This is a genomic window from Paraburkholderia sp. FW306-02-B (assembly GCF_058782725.1).
In genome coordinates, this window is record NZ_JBYSXZ010000001.1 from 88,282 (window position 1) to 111,379 (window position 23,098).

Genomic DNA, 23,098 nt, shown 5'->3' on the forward strand with positions numbered 1-23,098 from the left:
TGTGGCGCCCAATATCTGCTGAGCGCCGCAAACTGGACGCTCGCGGACCGCGGTTAGTTATCTGTGTTCCTGCAGCCTTGACGCGAGTTGTTCGGCTCGCAGTGGTCTCTGATAGAGGTATCCCTGACCAAACGGCACACCCACATCCTGTAGCGCCTGATGCTGAGCCTCGGTTTCCACACCTTCGGCGATGATCTGCACGCCAAAGTGCCTGGCCATGGACACAATGCCTTTGATAAGCTCGGCACCGCCCGTATCGACCTGGCTCACAAACTGACGGTCAATTTTCACGAAGTCGAAAGGAAACCGTCCCAGAAGATCGAGGTTGCTGTTGTGTGTACCAAAGTCGTCGATCGCGAATTTGATTCCCTGTGTCCTGAGGGTCCTGAAGATGGCCGCGGTATGGACGCTTTTATCGAGAAGAAACCGTTCAGTCAGCTCCAGAGTAAGACTGACGCGTTGCGGCAGTCTGCTGCTCACGGCCAGGACTTCCGCGACGAAACCTTTCCTTTCCAAGTCTCTTGGCGAGATGTTGACCGCGACGCGCAACGGCAGCATTGGCGCGTGACGGCTCATGTCCGCCACTACCGTGCGCAGCACGAATCTCGTCACAGCCGCATGAAGCGTGCTGGACTCGACCTCGCCCATGAACAAAGCGGGACTGACGGGCCCCCACTTCGGGTGATGCCATCGTAACAGGGCTTCCACTCCAACTGCGTCGCGACTGGCGATGTCTACGATTGGTTGATAGACGATGTGAAACTCGTCCTGCCGCAACGCGCGATGAACTGCCGCGAGAAGTAGACGGCGTGGCGCGAACACCAGCAGATATGCGGCCACAATAAGTATGTCCAGCAGTACGCCGGCAGCACCAAAAATAAGCCCGTACTTCCAGCGCATCTGCGAAACGAATTCCGTCGACGAGGACAACATGATGGAGAACGGCCACGCGCTGGATGCAACGCGCGTCGCGTAAAAGGGTGGGGACTTCGAGAGCGGCACGAACGCACCATCGTCGGTCAGAAGCCCCACTCCCGCGATCGACAGGGCAGCATACTGCGCGCCGTATCTGACGCCGTGGGAGAGAGCATCCGCAATATAGTCGCCCGCAATAATGTACAGAATGCCCGTGCCCTTACCCGTTGCATCGAACATCACAAGGACCGGATCGTCTGGGTGGTATGGGGTCCGCGGCAGAAGGTTGATACTGGCACCTTCGGCGGTCGAAGTCAGATAGACGGATAGCGGAACGTCGATCGGTCCCAGACCGGAGGAACAATAAACGCGTCCGTCGACCACGAGATTCGCCCCGCGAATGTACCGGACGTATGTCTGCAACTTCGCCAGGGAACGCAGGACATCCCCGCACGGTCGTCCCGCGAGCGCCGCCAGTTCAGTTCGACGGCGCGACCTGACGAGATTCAGGATACTGTCGACGGACGCAACCAGATCGTTGCCGATCAGACCTTCACGCTTGGCCACCGCGCTAGCCGCGTACTGCTCGCCAAGCAGAAGGGCGGTCAGCAGGACGACAACGCCGCAGCCGATTGCGACGAGTAGCGAGAGGCGCAGCTTTACCCCGCGCCAGTCGGTAATCAAGCTGCTGAACCACCCACTTGGCATCGTCTTGCCGACAGCTTCCGATGTGTCATGCATAGTCGCGTGAGGCAAAAGGAGAGAACTGGCGGCATCCGAAACGGATGTCTGGTATAGCCGGTGTGTTCGTATCTTAAGACGAATTTAACAAACATGTTATTGCGAACGGGCCAGCGGGGCGGGTGCCATAAAATCAGAGCGCGCGTCCTTCTTAACATCCGGACGTCTCATCGACGAAGGAGAAGATGACCCTCTGGCGCTTTTTCTGCACGCGGCGAGCGTTCGCTTTGGCCTACGGCAGCAAGCGGAAGATTAAAGCATCGTCGACCAAGGTCTCTTGTCCGTATGCGAGCGGGCATCGGAGAAAAGATCCAGCTGCTGGCATATCCGTTACGTAATCGTCGAGACATTCAGGACGAAGGATGCTTTGCGTACGACTGTCGCCTTGAACAAAACGCTTCATCTGGCTTACCCCTAACGCGGTACCAAGATGATAGGTGGTCAAACTGCGTCTTGACACAGTCTGGGCCGTTCCCGGAAAGTCGCCGGCCACTCAGGTCGAACGGCGCATAGGACGCGCGTTTTCGCTCATTTCGCAGGCGTCGCCGAAAGCGGTTCGAGCCCGGTCCTCGAAATCGCGGGCGCCGCGTCCGGCGACGACAGAAAATGGATCAGCGCCTCTGCGCCGGCCGGATTCTTCGCATTGGTGGCGATGCCCCCGGAGAACACCGTGTACCTCTGCACTTCTGCGGGCAAACTGCCGACCACCGTCACCCCCTTCACCGGCAACAGTTCGACGACCTGCTGAATTCCGATCTCAGCTTCTCCATTCGCGACGGCATCGGCGACCTGCGCGACCGGAATCATGCGGCTCTTGCTCTCCATCCGCCCCGCGATGCCGAGACGCCAGAACAGTTCGCTGCCAACATAGACGCCACTCGGGCTGTCCGGATAGACGATCGACTTCGCTGCGAGCAGCGCTCGCCGCAATGCGTCGGCCGAGCTGATATCCGGCTTCGGCGTCCCCTCGCGAACCACCATGCCGATTGCCGAGCGTGCGAAGTCCACCTTACTGTCAGGCAACACCTTGCCGGCATTGATCTGTTCGTCGAGCGCATACCCAACCACGATCAGCACGTCGGCCCACTCGCCGCGCGCAAGCCGCACAGGGATCGCATTCGCGGCCGTACCCACCGCGGGCCCCCAGACGGTGATTAGCTTACGGCCGGTCGCCTCCTCGAATTGCGGGCCCAGTTCGCGATAGGCTGACGCAAACCCGCCCGAAATCATCACCTTGACTTCGTCTGCCAATGCGGCCCCGCTGCCCAGTAACACGCCCGCTACGCAGAACGCGAGTGCGCGAATCCTCAGCTTGCGGATGGTCACGACCCCGCCCCAATGTCGATCGGATGACCCAGTCCGGATATGCATCGAGTCCGGATGCCAGTCATGATGTTAGCCGACATCGAGTGCGGCAGCGAGACTGCCGCAAACCGGTCAGCTTCACACTACCCCGCCGTCGACGGGCGCTGTTCGACCCGAAGCTGCCTGTCGCGCACACGCGTTGGCGAGTCCGCTAAGGCTGCTGACCGGACGGTCGACAATAGGGAGCCGCGAACACCGGAAGTGCCGACCTGGCCCCCGAGTTGCCGTGAGGCGTCGCTCTGCGGTTACCGGCGGAAATACGTGGCATTGACTGAGCAAGTCCAGCTTGTTCCGCTTCCGGAGCAGGTGCAGCTTGACATCCCTGCGAAGATCCATCCCTTGGAGAGCCAATTAACCCTGTCCTGCTCCGCAGCAGCGGTTGCAGAACGGCAAGCGTCCTGCTGGTCGCTGCCATTCCTCAAGTAGGATCCCATGGAAGTGGTGGCCATCGCAGCCACGCTAAAAAAAACGATGAAGGCAATCGCGAGTACTGATTTCATTCTACGTCTCCTTAGCGTGAGCGGCCCGTCTCGCCACGCGGTCCGCTGAGTGCCATTGAGGTCGGGCCGATGCTGTACTCGTTATAGGGCTGCACCCCGCGTGCAGGCAGAGACGCGCGCTCAAGAATGCCGATCAGTGATCGCGCATTCCGTTGGCCTCGATCCTTGAAGTTATTGATCTCTGTACTGGCGATTATTACAGTGGTGACGACTGGCCACTGCCGACCCGTTTGAGTCGCTCAGAACTGGTGACCTACTGTCCGCTCCCGCGGGAGCATGAGACGTTCGCCGACGCCCCTTCGGCCCGGCACTCCTTCACAGGACCATTGGAGACGGCGCCTGCGACTTGGGAAAGAGACTCTGTTTCGACAGGTTCGATGATGGCGACGAGACCAGTTTCTGATCGGGCATGGCGTTCAAATAAGGCTAGAAGTTCAGGGCGCAGTCCATCGCCGCGTTGGGCTGCGAGCGCATGAAACGAGAGAAATGGCAACATGGTTGAACTCCTTTCAATGAGGGACAGGCGAGCGCTACGCCGATGACGAAATTGGTGCTCCGGGCGCCCGCAAGATGCATGTGGTTCGAGCGCACCGACCTTCGTCCGCCAGCCTTGGTTACTGTGCGATCGCATGGACAGGTTATGGCAGCAGGTCAGCACAGGCACTCCGATTCTTGCTGTCTATTTCATCGCTACGCCCCCTGGCGCCGTCGCTTACGAACGACGCGCGTAGTGACCATCGTCACCACAAGCCGCGCGTCGGTTTATCGAGTATTGCAGCAAGAAACGGGGGGCGGCTGACTGCTGGCGCCAATATTGTTCAGACAGAGGGAGACGATCGCGTTTTCCTCGTTCAACCACAGTCAATGAGGAATTCACCATGTCCAGGGAAGATGACAACAAGGCCGTCGTGGGCCGCTGGTTCACCGATTTCTGGGGCAAGACATGCAACCTCGACATCGTCGACGAACTTGCTGCTCCTGACATGCTTCTTCAATACTCGCTGCACGAGGCGCGCCGTGGCCGCGAGGACATCAAGGCATTCATGACCGATTTCCGCCGAGCGTTTCCGGATCTCAACTTCTGGGGCGCCGCTGATCTCATCGCCGAGGGGGACTATGTAGTTGGCCGTTGGGAGGGTGGAGGCACACATACCGGTCCGGCATTCGGCGATTTCCTCATTGGATCGTTGCCGGCCGCGACCGGACGGAAAATGCGCTTCACTGGCACGACCGTGCTACGGCTCAATGGTGGCAAGATCGTCGAAGAAACCGGGCTGGACGACGGCGTGACCGCGCTGCAACAACTTGGACTCCTCAAGGCAGCGTGATCGAAGGCACAGCGCTTCCGCAGTTTTCCAGCAATGCTGTGTGCATCTAACGCCACAACGGGCCAAGCGTCACCGGCCCGTTGTGGCGTTATCCTTGCTCGCTCGGGCAATTTTCGTCCCACACAATCCGCTCAAAAATCGCTCTAAGCTTCGCGCCCCTTGCCGGGTTCAGCATTGCAACATGCGCAACCTTGCCCGCGAGATGCGCTCGAAAGTTGGAATGATTATCGCGATTCTGCGAACTCGCTCCATGCCGCACGCAATTCGTGAGCACCGCCTTCAAAGCGTCGAACGCCGGCCTCGCAGGATTCGGATGGCTATTCACCACCACCCCAGCCAGATGTTGCCTCGCCCCGCGACGCATCACGCGCGTCTTCCTCAGATTGACCGCAAACCCTTCCTCAATAGCAATCGCCGCCACCCTGATCGACAGCCGCTCCGCAACTCGCGCGAGATCGTCGTCGCCGGAAAAAGCCAGATCATCGGCGTACCGCGTATAAGTCGCACCGACCGTACGGGCGAGCCCGGCGAGCCGAAGATCGAGCCGGAAAGCACACAGATTTGCCAACGCGGGCGAAGTAGGCGCCCCCTGTGGCAAATGCCGGTTCCGATAGCGCTGCCGCTCCGCCCAATCGATCCGGTCTCGCACATCGGGCGCCAGCAAGCGGCCACTCGGCACCCGATTGGTACACAGAGCGGTCAACGCGCGCGCAACTTCCCTCGGGTAACCTAAGGTGCTGATCGCGGAGTAAACGCGCCCGGCATGAACAGCCGCAAAGAAGTCCGTCAGATCGAAGCGGATCACTGCCGCTTTCCCAACATGAGGCGCGGCAAACGTGACGGTATTCCGCCCGCGCCGGAAGCCGTGCACAGCATCGTGAGTTGGAATCCGACCGAGCAAACCGTGCAGCACTTTCCGCTGCAGATTCCGCAGCCGCGATTTGGGAATTTCGATGATGCGGCATCGGCCGTCGCGTTTCTCGATGGCCTTGTACGAATAGTGATGAAGCGGCGTTGTCGCGTTCTGCGCCGACAGGCGCCAGCGATCTGCAAACCAGTCAAGTTCTGCCGGTTCCAGCGCGAGCCACGCGGCGAGGTCGCCGAGGGTCGGCAACTGCGGCAGCACGATATCGCGCAAACGGGGCGGAGGCGGGCGCTGGATCGGCGGCCGGATCAGCACGCGAACGATAACCGGGCGATTGTCGCTGCGCCACGCGGCAACGAAGCCCGTTGTCTCAGCAACGATCATCGACAATTCTTTACGATCGACGCTATCCCAGTGCGCGCCAAATCGCTTTGCGACCCTGCGCGCGAGGCCGGCCATCCAGTCAGCGGGAGCGCCCAACACATGCGTCATGCGCTCGACCATGCCGAGGGGCTCGGCCGCCCCGGCGAGCATTGCATCGGCGATGGCGTAAGTGACGTGCTGCAGAGAGGATAACGACATAGAGCAAAAGAGGGCGGGGCGACCAGTCAACGCGTCTTGTGTTGCGTGAGCCGTGTTGCGCAACGCGCAAGTCGCGCTCATGCGACGAACTGCGGAGGTCATTCAGATCCACGGGGTAGCCCCGTAGTGCCCGGAACGTATGCTTCCCGTACCTTGGCAAGCTTGACCAGCCGTCCCGCGTGCCGACGATAATCGACGGGGCTATAACTTGTCAATGCCTTGGCAGTACGAAGCAATTTTACGGTAGAGACCGGCAGCGGCGCATTGGCGCCCCGCTGGGCGGACGGCCAACTTTCAGGTCCTTGCCGTACCACGCGAGCCCCTCACTTATCCACAACCCCCTCTGGATAACTTTTGTAAAAGCCACCTGACACACTGTGGGCGAAACCTTGATAAAAGCGCGGCCCCACCAAGCCGCGCAAAAGTTTTCCCTGGCTCCGTGTCCCTGTCCGCTCACGCTCCGCAGGGTTATCGATTCCGCAGACCTTTGATCCGTAAAAGAAGATTCAAGTTATCCACAGCCAGGCGCGCTGCTTGTTAATTATTACTACGTATACATATACAAAGACTATAAAAACCAGAGAGGCAGTAGCGAACCGCGCTGCACAAGCGAGCACAGAGCAGGCAAAGCATCAAGCCAACGGCAAACAGATCTCCGTCAGCAAGTCCGCAGGCGCAGTCTCCTTCGGGCTATTCAGATATTCCTCGAACACAGGCGCATCCGCAGCTTCACGTCCCGACTGCACCAGCCACGTTCCGTACAGCCACTCATACGCCGCACGCATATCGCTATATGGTCCCTTGTGCCGCAGCACCGCATATTGACCCCCCTTCACGTGAGCCACCGAGACCGGCGCGCTCACCGTCACAGCCGCCTGAATCGGATGCGGCAACAACACGCCGGCTTTCGACCGCAATTCGCTCTCTGCAACCACACCCGGATCGTCGTAGTAAATCCCGATCATCCGCATCTGCGCCGCCAGCAGATTGTGTTTCGCCAGCCAACCGAACAAAGCGTCGAACGCCTTGCCGATCTGCATGTACGGTCCAACGTGATCCACCGACAGAACCTCCATCGTCTCTACGTCACGAATCACCACTTCATGCATCGTCATTTGCCTGTCTCCTGAGAGCGCCGGACGAAACCGGCTATGTGTGCCCTGCTTGCGATACTGCGCCGGCGGAACACCGAACGCCGCGCGAAAGGTGCGCGAGAAAGACTGCAAACTGCTATAGCCCGAGCACTCGGCAATCTCAGCGATCGGCATCGCGCCGTTCGCGAGGTATCCAGCCGCGCGATGCAGCCGCAGACGACGCACGGTCGTCGCCACGGTCTCGCCGTACATCGCCTGGTAGATTCGATGCCAGTGATACGGCGACAAACAGGCGATTTCCGCCAGACGGTCTATATCGAGCGGTTCGTCGAGATGATCGTAAATATGGTCGAGCACGCGGCCCAGCCGAGTTTCATAGCGTGCCCGATTACCTGATTCGTTCATGAGCTAACCAACAGAAGTTTGCCGAATGGATGCGAACCAAAGTACCACGTCTCCATTTACCAAATCCTGCGAATCTCACGCACCGAGCATCAGCACATTTAAGCGCCCGCTAACACACCTGCCGCCGAAAATTGCCGAATTTCGATAACACCTCGATTAATGGCTCACTACCATCGGCTGAAGCCTGTCCGCCCATGCACCGCAACACCTTGCGGCATAAAGCAAGCGGCAACATCAGGGAGCCCCCGATGAAATCAGAGTCCAAAAGTCAGCACGTCGGCAAGGTCACACATCACGAGTTGAAACAGACGCTCGGCACGTGGCAACTGTGGGGAATCGCGGTCGGTCTCGTCATTTCGGGCGAGTACTTCGGCTGGAGCTACGGCTGGGCGAGCGCCGGCACGCTCGGCTTCGTCATCACGGCCGTGTTTATCGCGGCGATGTACACCACCTTCATCTTCAGTTTCACCGAACTCACCACGTCGATCCCGCATGCGGGCGGCCCGTTCGCCTACGCGCGCCACGCGTTCGGCCCGACCGGCGGCTATCTGGCGGGCGCCGCGACGCTCGTCGAATTCGTTTTTGCGCCACCGGCCATTGCGCTCGCCATCGGCGCGTATCTGCATGTGCAGTTTCCCGGCCTGGAACCGAAGCACGCGGCGATGGGCGCCTATCTCGTCTTCATGGCGCTGAATATCGTCGGCGTGCAGATCGCCGCGGCCTTCGAGTTGTGCGTGACGCTGCTCGCGATCTTCGAGCTGCTGGTGTTCATGGGCGTCGTCTCGCCTGGTTTCCAGTGGTCCAACTTCACGAAGGGCGGCTGGTCGGGCGCGGACACCTTCAGCATGGGCTCGTTCCACGGCATGTTCGCGGCGATCCCGTTCGCGATCTGGTTCTTTCTCGCGATCGAAGGCGTCGCGATGGCCGCCGAGGAAGCGAAGAACCCGAAGCGCTCGATTCCGATCGCCTACGTCGCCGGCATTCTGACGCTGGTGGTACTCGCCATCGGCGTGATGGTGTTTGCGGGTGCGGCGGGCGACTGGACCAAGCTGTCGAACATCAACGACCCGCTGCCGCAAGCGATGAAGTTCATCGTCGGCGAACATAGCGGCTGGATGCACATGCTGGTGTGGCTCGGCCTGTTTGGGCTCGTCGCGTCGTTTCACGGCATCATCCTCGGCTACTCGCGGCAAATTTTCGCGCTGGCCCGCGCGGGTTATCTGCCGGAGTGGCTCTCGACGGTGCATCCGCGCTTCAAGACGCCGCATCGCGCGATTCTCGCGGGCGGTGTGGTCGGCATCGCCGCGATCTACAGCGATGAGCTGATCCAGTTCGGCGGCCAGACGCTGACGGCGAACATCGTGACGATGTCCGTATTTGGCGCTATCGTGATGTATATCATCAGCATGTTGTCGCTGTTCAAGCTGCGCCGCTCGGACCCGAACATGGAGCGCCCGTTCCGCGCGCCGCTGTTTCCGTTCTTTCCGGCGTTCGCGCTGGTGGCCGCGGTGATTTGTCTGGCGACGATGGTCTACTTCAATTTTCTGGTGGCCATCGTATTCGCGATCTTCCTCGCGCTGGGCTACGTCTACTTCCTGCTGACGCGCCATCAACGCGAAACGGCGCCGGCGGACACTTTGCTTGAAGAATGACGGATCGAGCCGCTGCGTGAGCAGCGGCGATGGAGTCGTAAAGATGAGCTACACCGAGACAATCGGCAGCCGCACCTATCGTTTCGCCGACCTCAAAACGCTGCTGGCGAAGGCGAGTCCGCAGCGTTCGGGCGATCAACTCGCGGGCGTCGCCGCGGCCAGCGAAGAAGAACGCGTCGCAGCCAAGATGGCGCTCGCCCAGGTGCCGCTGCGCACGTTCCTCAACGAAGCGCTGATCCCGTACGAAAGCGACGAGGTCACGCGCCTCGTGATCGACGATCACTCGCCGCAAGCCTTCGCCGAGATCGCGCATCTGACGGTAGGCGATTTCCGCAACTGGCTGCTCAGCAGCACGACCGATGCCGACGCGCTCACACGCATCACCGCCGGCCTCACACCGGAGATGGTCGCGGCGGTGTCGAAGCTGATGCGCAATCAGGACCTGATCGCGGCGGCGCGCAAGCGTCCGGTGATCACGCGCTTTCGCAATACGGTTGGTTTGCCGGGCCACATGTCGGTGCGTCTGCAACCGAATCATCCGACCGACGACGTCAAAGGCATCGCCGCGTCGATGCTCGATGGCCTGATGTACGGCTGCGGCGACGCGATGATCGGCATCAACCCGGCGAGCGACAATCTCGCCGCGATCACCACACTGCTCGTGATGATCGACGACTTCCGCCAACGCTATCAGGTGCCGACGCAATCGTGCGTGCTGACCCATGTCACCAACACGATCGCCGCGATCGAAAAAGGCGCGCCGGTCGACCTGGTGTTTCAATCGATTGCCGGTACGGAGAAGGCGAACGCGGGTTTCGGCATTTCGCTCGCGCTGCTGCAGGAAGCGTATGAAGCGGGCTTGTCGCTCAAACGCGGCACGGTCGGCAATAACCTGATGTATTTCGAAACGGGCCAGGGCAGCGCGTTGTCAGCCGATGCCCATCACGGCGTCGATCAGCAGACCTGCGAAGTGCGCGCCTATGCGGTCGCGCGCAAGTTCAATCCGTTTCTGGTCAACACGGTGGTCGGTTTCATCGGACCGGAATATTTGTACGACGGCAAGCAGATCACGCGGGCGGGTCTCGAAGATCACTTCTGCGGCAAACTGCTCGGCGTGCCGATGGGTTGCGACATCTGCTACACGAATCACGCCGAAGCCGATCAGGACGACATGGACAACCTGCTCACGCTGCTGGGCGTGGCGGGCATCAACTTCATCATGGGCATTCCGGGCGCGGACGACGTGATGCTCAACTATCAAAGCACGTCATTTCACGACGCGCTGTATGTGCGCGACGTGCTCGGCTTGCGCCGTGCACCTGAATTCGAAGAATGGCTGGAGTCGATGCAGATCACCGACACGCGCGGCGCATTGCTCAGCGCATCGACCCAACAACCGCTGCTGGAAGGCGCGCGCGACTGGATGGGCATCGCATGAGCGACTTCCTCGAAAACAATCCATGGAACGCGCTGCGCCAGTTCACCAATGCGCGCATCGCGTTGGGACGCGCGGGCAACAGTTTGCCGACCGCGCCGTTGCTGGCGTTCAACCTGTCGCATGCGCAAGCACGCGACGCGGTGCATCATCCGCTCGATACCGATGTGTTGCACGAACAGTTGCGCGCGCAAAATTTCAGCACGCTCGACGTGCATAGCGCCGCGCCCGATCGCGAGCATTACTTGCGGCGTCCCGATCTCGGCAGACGCTTGTCGGAAGAGAGCCGCGCAGCGCTCGCCCAGGTTCCGGCCGCTTCACCCGATGTGGTGTTCGTGATCGGCGACGGCCTGTCGGCGTTCGCCGCATCGAAGCAATCGATTCCGTTTTTACAAGCCGTCTGTCCGAAACTCACGGATTGGAAAATCGGCCCGGTGGTGGTCGCGCGGCAGGCGCGTGTTGCGCTCGGCGACGAAATCGGCGAGTTGTTAGGCGCGAAGCTGGTGGTGATGCTGATCGGCGAGCGGCCCGGTTTGAGTTCGCCCGACAGCCTCGGCATCTATCTGACGTACGCGCCGAAAGTGGGCTGTAGCGATGCGCAGCGCAACTGCATTTCGAACGTGCGGCCTGAAGGTTTGAACTACGCGTTAGCTGCGCACAAATTGCATTACCTGTTGACGCATGCACGGCGATTGGGACTCACCGGTGTCGGTCTTAAAGACGATAGCGACGCGTCGCTGACGAGTACGCCCTCGGCACCCGCAGTCGGCGACGATTCAAACCCAGGCGCCGCCTAAGAAATCACGCATCCGCCCGTTCCACCGGATGCGTTTCCAGCCACGCGTTCTCGTCGTCCTCGAAGAGTCGCGAGCGCGTCAAAAATCGCAATCCGCTGGATCGTTCCAAAGAAAACATGCCGCCGTTGCCCGGCACCACGTCGATGATCAATTGCGTGTGTTGCCAATACTCGAACTGCGATTCGCTCATGTAGAACGGTACGCCGGCGATCGTCCCGAGCTTCACGTCGGATGAGCCGACCATGAATTCGGCTTGCGGAAACATCATGGGCGCGCTGCCGTCGCAACATCCGCCGGATTGGTGAAAGATCACGGCGCCATGCTCGGCACGCAGCGTGTCGATCAACGTCGCTGCGGCAGGCGTCGCGATCACGCGTGCGACTTCCTTCTCATCAGCCATCACATTCCCTCGCTGAAAAAAGCGGGCCGCACGACGCGGCCCGCCTGAACAGGATCGTCGCGCTTAGAAGAAGCCGAGCGGCTTTTGGCTATAGCTGACGAGCAGGTTCTTGGTCTGCTGATAGTGATCGAGCATCATCTTGTGATTCTCGCGGCCAATGCCCGATTGCTTGTAGCCACCGAACGCAGCATGTGCCGGATACGCGTGATAGCAGTTCGTCCACACGCGGCCCGCCTGGATTTGCCTGCCGAAACGATAAGCACGCGTGCCGTCGCGCGTCCACACACCGGCGCCGAGGCCGTAGAGCGTATCGTTGGCGATTTCCAGTGCTTCATCTTCCGTCTTGAACGTCGTGACCGATACCACCGGCCCGAAGATTTCTTCCTGGAAGATGCGCATCTTGTTGTGGCCACGGAATACCGTCGGTTTCACGTAGTAGCCCTTGCTCAGTTCGCCGTCGAGCGTATTGCGTTCGCCGCCGATCAGACATTCGGCGCCTTCCTGCTTGCCGAGATCGACATACGAGAGGATCTTTTCGAGCTGTTCCTGCGAAGCCTGCGCGCCGATCATGGTCTTCGTATCGAGCGGATGGCCCTGCGTAATCGCGGCAACACGCTTCAACGCGCGCTCCATGAAGCGGTCGTAGATCTTTTCGTCGATCAGCACACGCGACGGGCATGTACACACTTCACCCTGATTCAGCGCGAACATCGCGAAGCCTTCGAGCGCCTTGTCGAAGTAACCGTCGTCCTGGTCCATCACGTCCGCGAAGAAAATGTTCGGGCTCTTGCCGCCGAGTTCGAGCGTCACCGGAATGATGTTCTGGCTCGCGTACTGCATGATCAGGCGGCCCGTGGTCGTCTCGCCGGTGAAGGCAATCTTCGCGATGCGCTTGTTCGATGCGAGCGGCTTGCCGGCTTCGAGGCCGAAACCATTCACCACGTTCAGCACGCCCGCCGGCAGCAAGTCCTGAATCAGTTCGAGCAGCACGAGTATCGATGCCGGCGTCTGCTCAGCCGGTTTCAGCACGATGCAATTGCCGGCGGCCAGTGCAGGTGCGAGTTTCCACACCGCCATCAGGATCGGGAAATTCCACGGAATGATCTGGCCGACTACGCCGAGCGGTTCGTGAAAGTGATAAGCGACGGTGTCGTCGTCGATCTCGGAGATGGAGCCTTCCTGCGCGCGCACGGCCCCGGCGAAATAGCGGAAGTGATCGATCGCGAGCGGAATGTCGGCGGCCATGGTTTCGCGCAACGGCTTGCCGTTGTCGATCGTTTCGGCGACTGCGAGTCGTTGCAGATTCGCTTCCATCCGGTCGGCGATGCGGTTCAGAATGTTGGCGCGGTCGGTGGTCGAGGTCTTGCCCCATGCGGCTTTCGCGCGATGGGCGGCGTCGAGCGCGAGTTCGATATCGGCCTCGCGTGAGCGCGGGATCGACGTGAACGGCTCGCCGGTGATCGGCGAGACATTGTCGAAGTACTCGCCTCCGACGGGCTTGACCCATTCGCCGCCGATAAAATTCGCATACTGCTTTTTGTACGGGAATTCGGTGGTCAGAAATTGCATCTCTGCGTGATTCATCTGTGTGCTCCTCACATGTTGAATGGGCTGTATTCGGCGCGATATTTCGCTTGGCCGCGAGAGGCTAGAGCCAGAAGTGTGCCAATGCACCGCGCTGGTGAACCCTGCACGTGTAACAGGCACGGTTGCGACGCATCGCACGATGTGCTGTTCAATCTGCTACAGGGTGAACGTCCCGTTTCTGATCAGTGTGCGCAGCGTTGTTCATCAATTGAACAGGGCGTTGGCGCTTGTCGACGCCGCGCGCAGCGAATGCGTTCGGCATGGGAATTGCCTTCTTTTTTCCTCAATATTCCGCTCATGTTCCTTTTTCGCCGACCCGGTATGACGATTGAACTCCAAAGCGACAGCTTTACTGATCGGCCCGCAGCGCCGCAGCCGAGCTTTTGCGTGCACACCCGTGTCGCCCACGATGCCGACGAACAGGCGCGCAACCTTCACGGCTGGAGCCAGATCTATGACCAGTTGACCGCCGGCCGCTTTGTCGGCGGGTTGACGGAGTTATGTCTCGATCACATGCAGGTGTTCGTCGAAACGACCAGCCACACGCTAAGGCAGACTTGCGAAGTGCAGGAGGACGCTTACTGGTTCGGCATTCCCACTTGTCCGGAAGGCTCCGGGCGTATCGACGCGCAGGTGATCGCAGGCGATGCGCTCGCATTTCGTCCGGGCGGGATCGAATTCGAACTGCTGACGTCGTCGGGTTACGAGATTTTCGGCGTGGTGGTGAAAGGCGAGGTGTTGCGCCGTTACGCGGCCGAAGTGGAGCGCGTCGGTTTGGCGGATCATTTGCCGAATACGGAGGTCGTGCCGATCGGCATGGCGAGAAAGGAGCGCCTGTGCGCTTCGCTGCGGCAGCTTCTCGACGACGGCGCGGCGAACGCCGCGCCGCTGTCCTCGTTCGCGCGCAACAATTTACAGGCGTCGGTGCTGGCGTCGCTATTCGACGTGGGCGCGCTGCCCGGCTCGGAGCAGATTGCGATGCCTGCGCGTCCACGCCGTCAGTCGATCGTCTCGGAAGCGCGCGAATATGTGCTGGCGAATCGCGATCGCGCGGTCAATGTGCCAGAGTTGTGCGAACGGCTGCATGTGAGCCGGCGCACCTTGCAATACTGCTTCCAGAATGTGCTCGGCATGGCGCCCGCCACGTATCTGCGCACGATCCGGCTGAACGGCGCGCGCCGTGATCTATGCAGTGCGTGGCGCGAGTCGCGTTCGGTGCAGGATGTTGCCGCGGCGTGGGGCTTCTGGCATCTGAGCCAGTTTGCCACCGATTATCGGAAGCTGTTCGGCATGCGGCCTTCGGATACTTTGAAAGCCGCCGCCAACGGACGTGCCGAAGAACACGCCTATTCGTTCGCTCATTAGCGCTTTAGCGTGACGCGGCCGGCGTTTATTGACGCAACAACCGCAATCCGTTTGCCACCACCAGCAAGCTCGCGCCCACATCGGCGAACACCGCCATCCACATCGTGCCCAGGCCCATTAGCGTCAGCACCAGGAAAACGGACTTGATGCCCAGCGCCAACGTGATGTTCTGAACCAGCACGGCACGCGTCGCCTTCGAGAGCCGCACGAACAGCGGAATCTTGCGCAGGTCGTCGTCCATCAGCGCGACGTCGGCGGTTTCGATGGCCGTGTCGGTGCCCATCGCGCCCATCGCGAAGCCGATGTCCGCGCGCGCGAGCGCCGGCGCGTCATTGATGCCGTCGCCGACCATGCCGACCACGGTACCGCCCTTCGACCAGCTCGCCACCGCGTTCAGCTTGTCTTCAGGCAACTGATCCCCGCGCGTTTCGTCGATGCCGACCTGCTGCGCGATGGCCTCCGCCGTGTGCGTGTTGTCGCCTGTGAGCATCGCGGTACGCACGCCGAGGCGATGTAAATCGGCGAGAGCGGCGCGGCTCGTGTCCTTCACCGTGTCGGCGACGGCGAACAGCGCCAGCACGCGTTCGGCGTCCAGCAGCATCACGACCGTTTTACCTTGCCGTTCGAGCGCGTCGAGGCGTGCTTCGAGCGATGCCGAGCAGCGGCCGAGTTCTTCGACCAGCCGATGGTTGCCGAGCCAATACGGCGAGCCGTCGATGTCGCCGCGCACGCCGCGTCCCGTCAGCGCTTCGAATGCATCGACTGTCGCGCTCGCGACGCCTTCGGCTTTGGCCGCTGCCGCAATCGCCATCGACACCGGATGATCCGAGCGGCCCGCGAGACTCGCCGCGAGCGACCGGCAGCGGGCGGCATCGACATCGGCCAGCGCTGCGAACTCCGTTTGCACGGGCTTGCCGTGCGTGATCGTGCCGGTCTTGTCGAGCGCGAGCCACGTCAGCTTGCGGCCCTGTTCGAGGTAGGCGCCGCCTTTGATCAGGATGCCGTGGCGGGCGGCCGCGGCGAGGCCGCTGACGATCGTCACCGGCGTCGAGATCACCAATGCGCACGGACACGCGATCACCAGCATCACCAGCGCCCTGTAGATCCACTCGTGCCACAGACCGCCGAACAGCAGCGGCGGCAGCACCGCGACGGCAAGCGCGGTCGCGAACACGATCGGCGTATAGACGCGCGCGAACTGATCGACGAAACGTTGCGTCGGCGCTTTGGTGCCTTGCGCTTCTTCGACTGCGTGGATGATGCGGGCGAGCGTCGTGTTGCTGGCCGCGGCTGTCACGCGATAGTCGAAGGAACCGGTCTGGTTGATCGTGCCGGCGAACACCGTGTCGCCAACGGTTTTATCGACCGGCAGGCTTTCGCCGGTGATCGGCGCCTGGTCCACGCTCGAACGGCCCGTGACGATTTCGCCGTCGAGCGCGATGCGCTCACCCGGTTTCACGCGAACCAAGGCGCCGAGCGCAATCGATTTGAGTTCCAGCGAACGCCAGCTGCCGTCGGCTTGCTGCACGCTCGCCTGTTCGGGCGTCAGCCGCATCAGGCCTTTGATCGCGTGGCGGGCACGGTCGAGCGACTTTGCCTCGATCAACTCGGCGATCGTGAAGAGCACCATCACCATGGCGGCTTCCGGCCACTGGCGCAGGATCAGCGCGCCGGTCACCGCAATGCTCATCAGCGCGTTGATGTTGAGGTTGCCGTTGCGGATCGCGAGCCAGCCCTTCCTGTACGTTGTCAGGCCGCAGGAGACGATGGCGAGGATCGCCAGACCCGCAGCCAGCCAGACGGGCGCGCCGAGCCAACTGGCGGCCTCTGAGCCCACTGCGGCGAGGCCTGCCAGCGCCAGCGGCCACCACGGCCTGGACGGCGCATGAGGCGCGGCGGGCCTTGCGTCCGCGTCTGGATTGGCGTCGGCGAGTTCAGGCGTGAAGTCGAGCGAGCGTAGCGCGGCAAGGATGGTGCCGAGCGCGTCGGGCGCGTGCACGACCGTGAGTACCCGCTGCATCAGGTTGAAATCCATGCTGCGCACGGCCGGCATGCGGCTGAATTTCTTGCGGATCAGTGCTTCTTCGGTCGGACAGTCCATCTGCATGATGCGGATGGCGGTGCGTACATCGCTGCCGACGCTTTCGGATTGTGGGAGCCGGCTCGGTAACGGCATAACGGGCGTGCTCCCGCAGCAGGCGGCGTCGGCATGGCTATGAGCGTGTCCGTGCTCTTGAGCATGCGCTGCGTGGTCGTGGCTGCAGGTTTCGCCGTGGCTGTGGCTGTGGCTGTGGCTGTGAGCCTGTCCAGGCTCTTGAGCATGCGCTTCGTGGCCGTGGCCGCAGGTTTCGCCATCGCCGTGGCTGTGATCCTGCTCATGGTCGTGCTCACGAGCACGCGCTTTATGCCCGTGGGCACAGGCTTCACCGTGTTCGTGGCGTTCTGCTTCGGCTTGGCTGGCGTGAAGCATGGTGGCTTCCTGGTTCGATTTGTGGTCTAGTAAACACCTTGAAGCCACTACAAGGTCAAGGCCGCAATCTGGAGGCTCCATGAAAATCGGCGAACTGGCGAAAATCGCCCATTGCACGACCGAAACCATCCGTTTCTACGAAAAAGAGGGCCTGTTGCCCGAAGCGGAGCGCACCGAGGCGAATTACCGCAGCTACACGGCGAAACATGTCGAACGGCTGCGTTTCATCCGGAATTGCCGTGCGCTCGACATGACCCACGACGAAATCCGTGCATTGCTGCGTCTGACCGACGCGCCGGCGGACGGCTGCGGCGGCATCAATGCATTGATCGACGAGCACATCGCGCATGTCGACACGCGCATCGACGAACTGAAGCAACTGAAAGTGCAACTGACCACGCTGCGCGAGCAATGCCATGGCGAGCAAGCGGTCAAAGACTGCGGCATCGTTCAGGGCCTCACCGGTATGGACGTGAGCGCGACGCGTGCACGGCATACGCATCTGGGCTAAAGCGCTTTATCCGTAGCCACCGCGGTGGTGACCTCGGCAATGTCCTCGGTAGCGACCCCATTCACGGCTGGGCCGCTCGTACGTCCCGCCCAATCAACAATCGAATCCAGTTGGAGAATCAACGTGTTTACCTGTAGAAACCAGTCCTGCGGCGCGCAGTGGGAACAGTCGGACGTCGTCATCAAGAACGAGGGCCAAGGGCTCCTGTTCCGTTGCCCGATGTGCGGCGCGCGCAATTACGTCGAGCGTTTCGACGCGGACGATGGCTCGGTGCTTTACGAGCAGATCGAAGGCCGTCCCACCCTTGGCCCCATGGCCGATTAGTCCTTAGCCTTCAGCCGATAGCGAGCCATCACCCCTATGAACAGTCCCACCACAGCCGGCGCGCCGTTCAGCGAGCTGCCCTTACCGCCCGCGACGCTCGCCAATCTGACGCAGCTCGGCTACGTCGAGATGACGCCGATCCAGGCCGCCAGCTTGCCGATCGCACTGGCCGGCCACGATCTGATTGCCCAGGCGAAAACCGGCAGCGGCAAGACCGCGGCGTTTTCGCTGGCGCTGCTCGCGCGCCTCGACGTACGCAACTTCGCCGTGCAGGCGATGGTGCTGTGCCCGACGCGCGAACTCGCCGACCAGGTCACGCAGGAAATCCGGCGCCTCGCGCGCGCCGAAGAAAACATCAAGGTGCTGACGCTGTGCGGCGGCACGCCGATGCGTCCGCAGACGGCCAGCCTCGAACACGGCGCGCACGTTGTGGTCGGCACGCCGGGCCGGATCATGGATCACCTCGAGCGCGGCAGCCTGCCGTTGCAGGCGCTCAACACGCTGGTGCTCGACGAAGCCGACCGCATGCTCGACATGGGTTTCTTCGACGATATCGCCACGGTTGTGCGGCAATGTCCGAAAGAGCGCCAGACGCTGCTGTTTTCCGCGACGTACCCCGAGGGCATCGTCAAACTCAGCCAGCAATTCCTGCGCAATCCGAAGGAAGTGAAGCTCGCCGAGCGGCACGACAACACCAAGATCCGTCAGCGCTTCTATGAAGTGACCGAGGATGAGCGCCTGCATGCGGTCGGTATGCTGCTCAATCACTATCGTCCGGTGAGCACGCTGGCGTTTTGCAACACCAAGCAGCAATGCCGCGATCTGCTCGACGTGCTGCGCGCGCAAGGTTTTCATGCGCTTGCGTTGCATGGCGAACTCGATCAGCGTGAGCGCGATCAGGTGCTGATCCAGTTCGCGAACCGTAGCTGCTCGGTGCTGGTCGCCACCGACGTCGCCGCGCGCGGCCTCGACATCGCACAACTCGAAGCGGTGATCAACGTCGACGTGACGCCGGACCCGGAAGTGCACGTGCACCGCATCGGCCGAACCGGTCGTGCCGATCAGGAAGGCTGGGCGCTGAGCCTCGCGAGCATGAACGAGATGGGCCGCGTGGGCAGCCTCGAACAGGCGCACAAGCGTGACGTCGAGTGGCACAAGCTGGCGGATCTGAAGGCCGCCAGCAACGAGCCGCTGCTGCCGCCGATGGAAACGCTGCAGATTCTCGGTGGCCGCAAGGAAAAGATCCGCCCCGGCGACGTGCTCGGCGCGCTGACCGGCGAAGCGGGTTTCGCCGGTTCGCAGATCGGCAAGATCAACGTGACCGAAATGTCGACCTATGTGGCCGTGGAGCGCAGTGTCGCGCGTGACGCGTTGCGCAAGCTCAGCGCCGGCAAGGTGAAGGGTAAGAAGGTCAAAGTCCGCTTGATGGACGAGTAATTCCGCTTCAAACGGCTGCGATCGCCCGGTCGCAGCCGTCCGCATTCATCACATTACGTCATACCTCTGCCGTTTTCCGCGTTCTCCGCACGGCCTCATTTCTTCCCTCAAAGCCGCGATTTCATTGGCTTAGCCCGCGCCGGCGCGGTATTGCGCCAGCCATGACATAAACGCATGCCGCGCATGACAAAGTTTCGATTGTGACGGTTCTTTGGCTGATGCCTAATCATCGAACCGGATGGGACTGCCACGCACCTGGCTGTCCGCGAATCCGCCGCCCGATGGAGAACGCCTTATGCAGAGCGCCTTGCAAGCCCGCTCGAAACTGCCTGACGTAGGCACGACGATTTTTACCGTGATCGGACAATTGGCCGCGCAATACGACGCGTTGAACCTGTCGCAAGGCGCGCCGAATTTTGCGCCGGACGCGAAGCTGATCGACGGCGTCGCGCAAGCCATGCGCGCCGGCCACAACCAGTATGCCCCGATGGCCGGCATCGGCGCGCTGCGCGACGCGCTCGCCGACAAGGTCGAGACGCTATACGGTGTGCGTTACGACGCGGCCGGCGAAGTGACCGTGATCGCCAGCGCCAGCGAAGGTCTGTACTCGACGATCAGCGCGCTGGTGCATCCCGGCGACGAAGTGATCTACTTCGAGCCGTCGTTCGACAGCTACGGGCCGATCGTGCGCCTGCAAGGCGCGAAGCCGATTCCGATCAAACTGTCGCTCGCCGATTTCCGCGTGAACTGGGACGAGGTCGCCGCCGCGATCACGTCGAAGACGCGCATGATCATCATCAACACGCCGCACAATCCGACCGCGACCGTGTTCAGCGATGCCGACATCGCCCGGCTGAAGGCCATTACGCGCAACACCGATATCGTGATCCTCTCCGACGAAGTCTACGAACATGTGGTGTTCGACGGCGCCAGGCATCAAAGCATGGCCTGCGACGCCGAACTCGCGGCGCGCAGCGTGATCGTGTCGTCGTTCGGCAAGTCGTATCACGTGACCGGTTGGCGTGTCGGCTATTGCCTCGCGCCCGCCGCGCTGATGGACGAGATCCGCAAGGTCCATCAGTTCATGGTGTTTTCCGCCGATACGCCGATGCAATACGCGTTCGTCGACGCGCTCGCGAATCGCGAAAGCTACCTCGGCCTGTCCGCGTTCTATCAGAAGAAGCGCGATCTGCTGGCGCATGCGCTGCGCGAGTCGCGCTTCGAGTTGCTGCCGAGCGAAGGCAGCTTCTTCATGCTCGCGCGCTTTCGTGGCTTCTCCGATGAAAGCGACAGCGATTTCGTGCTGCGCCTGATACGCGATGCGCGCGTCGCGACGATTCCGCTGTCGGCGTTCTATACCGACGGCACGGATTCGGGTTTGATCCGCCTGAGCTTCTCGAAGGATGACGCGACGCTGATCGAAGGTGCGCGGCGTTTGTGCGAAATCTGATGGACGCTGCACGAGCCGGCGGCCTTTTTTGGCCGCAGTATGATCGTCGCGCTGCGTGCTCGCCGTCACAATAAATTCAAGGGAAAGGGACCTGTTATGAAGTTGCTCAAACCTCTACTGGCGCTGGCTTGCGCATTGGCATCGGTGGCAGCGTCGTCTGCCGCAATTGCTGCCGATACATCGACGCTGCGTTTCGGACTCGAAGCGCAGTATCCGCCGTTCGAGTCGAAAGGGCCGAACGGTGAGCTGCAAGGCCTCGACATCGATGTCGGCAAGGCGGTCTGCGCTGCTGCGCATATGACGTGCAAGTGGGTCGAAACGTCGTTCGACGGTTTGATTCCCGCGTTGCAGGGCCGCAAGTTCGACGCCATCAATTCAGCGATGAACGCGACCGAGCAGCGCCGTCAGGCGATCGATTTCACCACCGTCGTGTATCGCGTGCCGACGCAACTGATCGCGAAGCGCGACAGCGGTCTGCTGCCGACCCCTGAATCGTTGAAGGGCAAACGCGTTGGCGTGTTGCAGGCGTCGATTCAGGAAACCTTCGCGAAGGCGCATTGGGAAGCGGCGGGCGTCACCGTCGTGCCGTATCAGGATCAGAACCAGGTCTATACGGATCTCGTCGCGGGCCGTTTGGACGCGACGCTGGTTCTGGCGCCGGCAGGAGAGACAGGTTTTCTGTCGAAGCCTAACGGCAAGGATTACGCCTTCGTCGGCCAGCCGGTGCGCGACGACAAGATTCTCGGCAGCGGTATTGCATTCGGCATTCGCAAGGGCGATACCGCGCTGCGCGATCAGTTGAATGCGGCGATCGCGAAGGTGCAGGCCGATGGCACGGTGAAGACGCTGGCGGCGAAGTATCTGGGGAATATTGATGTGACGCCGAAGTAATGCAAAGGGGCGTGGTTCACGGAACCACGCTCCATTACGTCGCGCGTCTCGCCGAACTTGTCGGATATCCGCAGCCGTTCTTTTCGGCGGGCGACGAAGGAGATTCCCGGCTATTCTCTCGTGGCAAGGCTGCGGCGGTGGCTAGTCAGTGCATGCGGCGCAGCGGCCGAGGTCATGTAAAGCAGAAACCCGACTCCTGCCCACCGGACGACGGTGATCAGATTGGGGAAGTGAGCGAGCAACGCGTGCAGGCCGAGATCGATGAGCAGAAGCAGCAGCGTGAAGCCGACGGTTGCGCCGGTGACGTGCCGCATGCTCGCGGCGAGTCCCTGCTGCGCGCTGGCGCTGAGCGCAACGACATTCACCGGGCCGGGAGAGATCGACGAGGCAAACGCAAAGGCGGCCATGGAAAGTAAGACGGTCATCTGATGCCTCGATAGGTGGGTGCGCAGGATTTGCGACGGCCAACGGTATCGGGCGGTGGGGTGGGGTGTATTGAAGGAAATTGTTTTGAATCTTTGGTGGGGCGTGAGTGACTCGAACACTCGACCTACTGATTAAGAGTCAAACCAGGCTCAGCTAGTGCTACTCCTGGTCACTGGGTCTAACAAGCGCTTCGATGAATTCAGGCGACATGAAAGCATCCGCGTAACGGCCGCGTGGCTTCAGTCATAGCGCAGCTTCATCGCGAGGATGCACACCGCGAGCGCAAGCGTGACGGCGTTGGCCACGATTACCGGCCAGTTGCCGGTCAGCATGCCATAAGTGAGCCAGAGCGCGATGCCGGTGACGAACACCGCATACATACCGAACGACACGCCTTCGGCGGACTTGGTGCGCCAGGTCAGTACCACCTGGGGCACGAACGAGGCCGTGGTGCAGGTCGCGGCGATATAGCCGATTGGCTGGGTCAGAAGTTTGAAAAGCAGGGCCATGTTGTACGAATGAGAGCGGCGCGGGCGCACGAGTGCGCGGCCGCGCCGG

The 23,098-nt window shown here is 61.3% G+C and carries 21 protein-coding genes; 11 read left to right on the top strand and 10 right to left on the bottom strand.

Annotation, left to right across the window (positions count from 1 at the left end):
- Positions 1-57: 57 nt before the first annotated feature.
- The 3 genes from AC3WOG_RS00350 to AC3WOG_RS00360 all read right to left on the bottom strand — a co-directional run bounded on the left by AC3WOG_RS00350 (position 58) and on the right by AC3WOG_RS00360 (position 3,521).
- Complete coding sequence (locus AC3WOG_RS00350; RefSeq protein WP_492579681.1) at positions 58-1,623, bottom strand: EAL domain-containing protein; 1,566 nt, start codon at positions 1,621-1,623, stop codon at positions 58-60.
- 561 nt (positions 1,624-2,184) lie between these two features.
- Positions 2,185-3,027 (bottom strand): molybdate ABC transporter substrate-binding protein, encoded by an 843-nt coding sequence (locus AC3WOG_RS00355; protein ID WP_492576105.1) that lies wholly within the window; start codon positions 3,025-3,027, stop codon positions 2,185-2,187.
- Positions 3,028-3,266: 239 nt separating this feature from the next.
- Positions 3,267-3,521, bottom strand: coding sequence for a hypothetical protein (locus AC3WOG_RS00360; RefSeq protein WP_492576106.1), 255 nt, complete (start codon positions 3,519-3,521; stop codon positions 3,267-3,269).
- Positions 3,522-4,399: 878 nt separating this feature from the next.
- Here AC3WOG_RS00360 and AC3WOG_RS00365 point away from each other — a divergent pair.
- The gene (locus tag AC3WOG_RS00365; protein WP_492576107.1) at positions 4,400-4,849 is read left to right on the top strand and encodes an ester cyclase; all 450 of its coding nucleotides are present in this window, start codon (positions 4,400-4,402) and stop codon (positions 4,847-4,849) included.
- Between the two features lie 88 nt (positions 4,850-4,937).
- On the opposite strand, the gene AC3WOG_RS00370 is transcribed toward AC3WOG_RS00365, so the two are convergent.
- Together AC3WOG_RS00370 and AC3WOG_RS00375 are read right to left on the bottom strand one after the other, a co-directional pair.
- A complete protein-coding gene (locus AC3WOG_RS00370; RefSeq protein WP_492576108.1) occupies positions 4,938-6,296 on the bottom strand; it encodes a reverse transcriptase family protein in 1,359 nt (452 codons plus the stop codon).
- Positions 6,297-6,928: 632 nt separating this feature from the next.
- Positions 6,929-7,795, bottom strand: coding sequence for an AraC family transcriptional regulator (locus AC3WOG_RS00375; protein ID WP_492576109.1), 867 nt, complete (start codon positions 7,793-7,795; stop codon positions 6,929-6,931).
- Between the two features lie 248 nt (positions 7,796-8,043).
- On the opposite strand from AC3WOG_RS00375, the gene eat reads away from it, so the two are divergent.
- Genes eat through eutC form a run of 3 tightly spaced genes read left to right on the top strand, consistent with a single transcriptional unit; the run spans position 8,044 to position 11,679 of the window.
- A complete protein-coding gene (gene eat, locus AC3WOG_RS00380; protein WP_492576110.1) occupies positions 8,044-9,447 on the top strand; it encodes an ethanolamine permease in 1,404 nt (467 codons plus the stop codon).
- A gap of 43 nt (positions 9,448-9,490) precedes the next feature.
- Entirely contained in the window at positions 9,491-10,885 is a 1,395-nt protein-coding gene (locus AC3WOG_RS00385; RefSeq protein WP_492576111.1) for an ethanolamine ammonia-lyase subunit EutB, read from the top strand.
- Positions 10,882-11,679, top strand: a complete 798-nt coding sequence (eutC, locus tag AC3WOG_RS00390; protein ID WP_492576112.1) for an ethanolamine ammonia-lyase subunit EutC — start codon at positions 10,882-10,884, stop codon at positions 11,677-11,679. The genes AC3WOG_RS00385 and eutC overlap by 4 nt, the downstream gene beginning before the upstream one ends.
- A gap of 4 nt (positions 11,680-11,683) precedes the next feature.
- Here eutC and AC3WOG_RS00395 read toward each other — a convergent pair whose 3' ends face one another.
- Both AC3WOG_RS00395 and adh read right to left on the bottom strand, forming a co-directional pair.
- A complete protein-coding gene (locus tag AC3WOG_RS00395; protein ID WP_492576113.1) occupies positions 11,684-12,079 on the bottom strand; it encodes a DUF779 domain-containing protein in 396 nt (131 codons plus the stop codon).
- Positions 12,080-12,142: 63 nt separating this feature from the next.
- On the bottom strand, positions 12,143-13,663 hold the full coding sequence (gene adh / locus AC3WOG_RS00400) for an aldehyde dehydrogenase (protein ID WP_492576114.1): 1,521 nt from the start codon (positions 13,661-13,663) through the stop codon (positions 12,143-12,145).
- Between the two features lie 324 nt (positions 13,664-13,987).
- Between adh and AC3WOG_RS00405 the strand changes: the two genes are divergently transcribed.
- Positions 13,988-15,031: a helix-turn-helix domain-containing protein gene (locus AC3WOG_RS00405; protein WP_492576115.1), complete on the top strand. Its 1,044-nt coding sequence runs from the start codon at positions 13,988-13,990 to the stop codon at positions 15,029-15,031.
- A 25-nt stretch (positions 15,032-15,056) separates the two neighbouring features.
- On the opposite strand, the gene AC3WOG_RS00410 is transcribed toward AC3WOG_RS00405, so the two are convergent.
- Positions 15,057-17,207: a heavy metal translocating P-type ATPase gene (locus AC3WOG_RS00410; RefSeq protein WP_492576116.1), complete on the bottom strand. Its 2,151-nt coding sequence runs from the start codon at positions 17,205-17,207 to the stop codon at positions 15,057-15,059.
- 33 nt (positions 17,208-17,240) lie between these two features.
- Between AC3WOG_RS00410 and AC3WOG_RS00415 the strand changes: the two genes are divergently transcribed.
- The 6 genes from AC3WOG_RS00415 (at position 17,241) to AC3WOG_RS00440 (ending at position 22,114) form a co-directional block, all read left to right on the top strand.
- Positions 17,241-17,531 carry a hypothetical protein gene (locus tag AC3WOG_RS00415; protein WP_492576117.1) on the top strand — a complete coding sequence of 97 codons (291 nt, stop codon included), beginning with the start codon at positions 17,241-17,243 and terminating at the stop codon, positions 17,529-17,531.
- A 49-nt stretch (positions 17,532-17,580) separates the two neighbouring features.
- Positions 17,581-18,012 carry a Cd(II)/Pb(II)-responsive transcriptional regulator gene (cadR, locus tag AC3WOG_RS00420; RefSeq protein ID WP_492576118.1) on the top strand — a complete coding sequence of 144 codons (432 nt, stop codon included), beginning with the start codon at positions 17,581-17,583 and terminating at the stop codon, positions 18,010-18,012.
- Between the two features lie 123 nt (positions 18,013-18,135).
- Entirely contained in the window at positions 18,136-18,336 is a 201-nt protein-coding gene (locus AC3WOG_RS00425) for a hypothetical protein (protein ID WP_341313710.1), read from the top strand.
- A 36-nt stretch (positions 18,337-18,372) separates the two neighbouring features.
- Positions 18,373-19,773 (top strand): ATP-dependent RNA helicase DbpA, encoded by a 1,401-nt coding sequence (gene dbpA, locus AC3WOG_RS00430; protein ID WP_492576119.1) that lies wholly within the window; start codon positions 18,373-18,375, stop codon positions 19,771-19,773.
- 295 nt (positions 19,774-20,068) lie between these two features.
- Positions 20,069-21,223 (top strand): pyridoxal phosphate-dependent aminotransferase, encoded by a 1,155-nt coding sequence (locus tag AC3WOG_RS00435; RefSeq protein WP_492576120.1) that lies wholly within the window; start codon positions 20,069-20,071, stop codon positions 21,221-21,223.
- 96 nt (positions 21,224-21,319) lie between these two features.
- Positions 21,320-22,114: an ABC transporter substrate-binding protein gene (locus AC3WOG_RS00440; protein ID WP_492576121.1), complete on the top strand. Its 795-nt coding sequence runs from the start codon at positions 21,320-21,322 to the stop codon at positions 22,112-22,114.
- A gap of 110 nt (positions 22,115-22,224) precedes the next feature.
- Here the strand turns inward: AC3WOG_RS00440 and AC3WOG_RS00445 are convergent, their stop codons facing one another.
- Positions 22,225-22,539, bottom strand: a complete 315-nt coding sequence (locus AC3WOG_RS00445; protein ID WP_492576122.1) for a LysE family translocator — start codon at positions 22,537-22,539, stop codon at positions 22,225-22,227.
- Between the two features lie 240 nt (positions 22,540-22,779).
- Positions 22,780-23,049, bottom strand: coding sequence for a SemiSWEET transporter (locus tag AC3WOG_RS00450; RefSeq protein WP_492576123.1), 270 nt, complete (start codon positions 23,047-23,049; stop codon positions 22,780-22,782).
- Positions 23,050-23,098 lie beyond the last annotated feature (49 nt).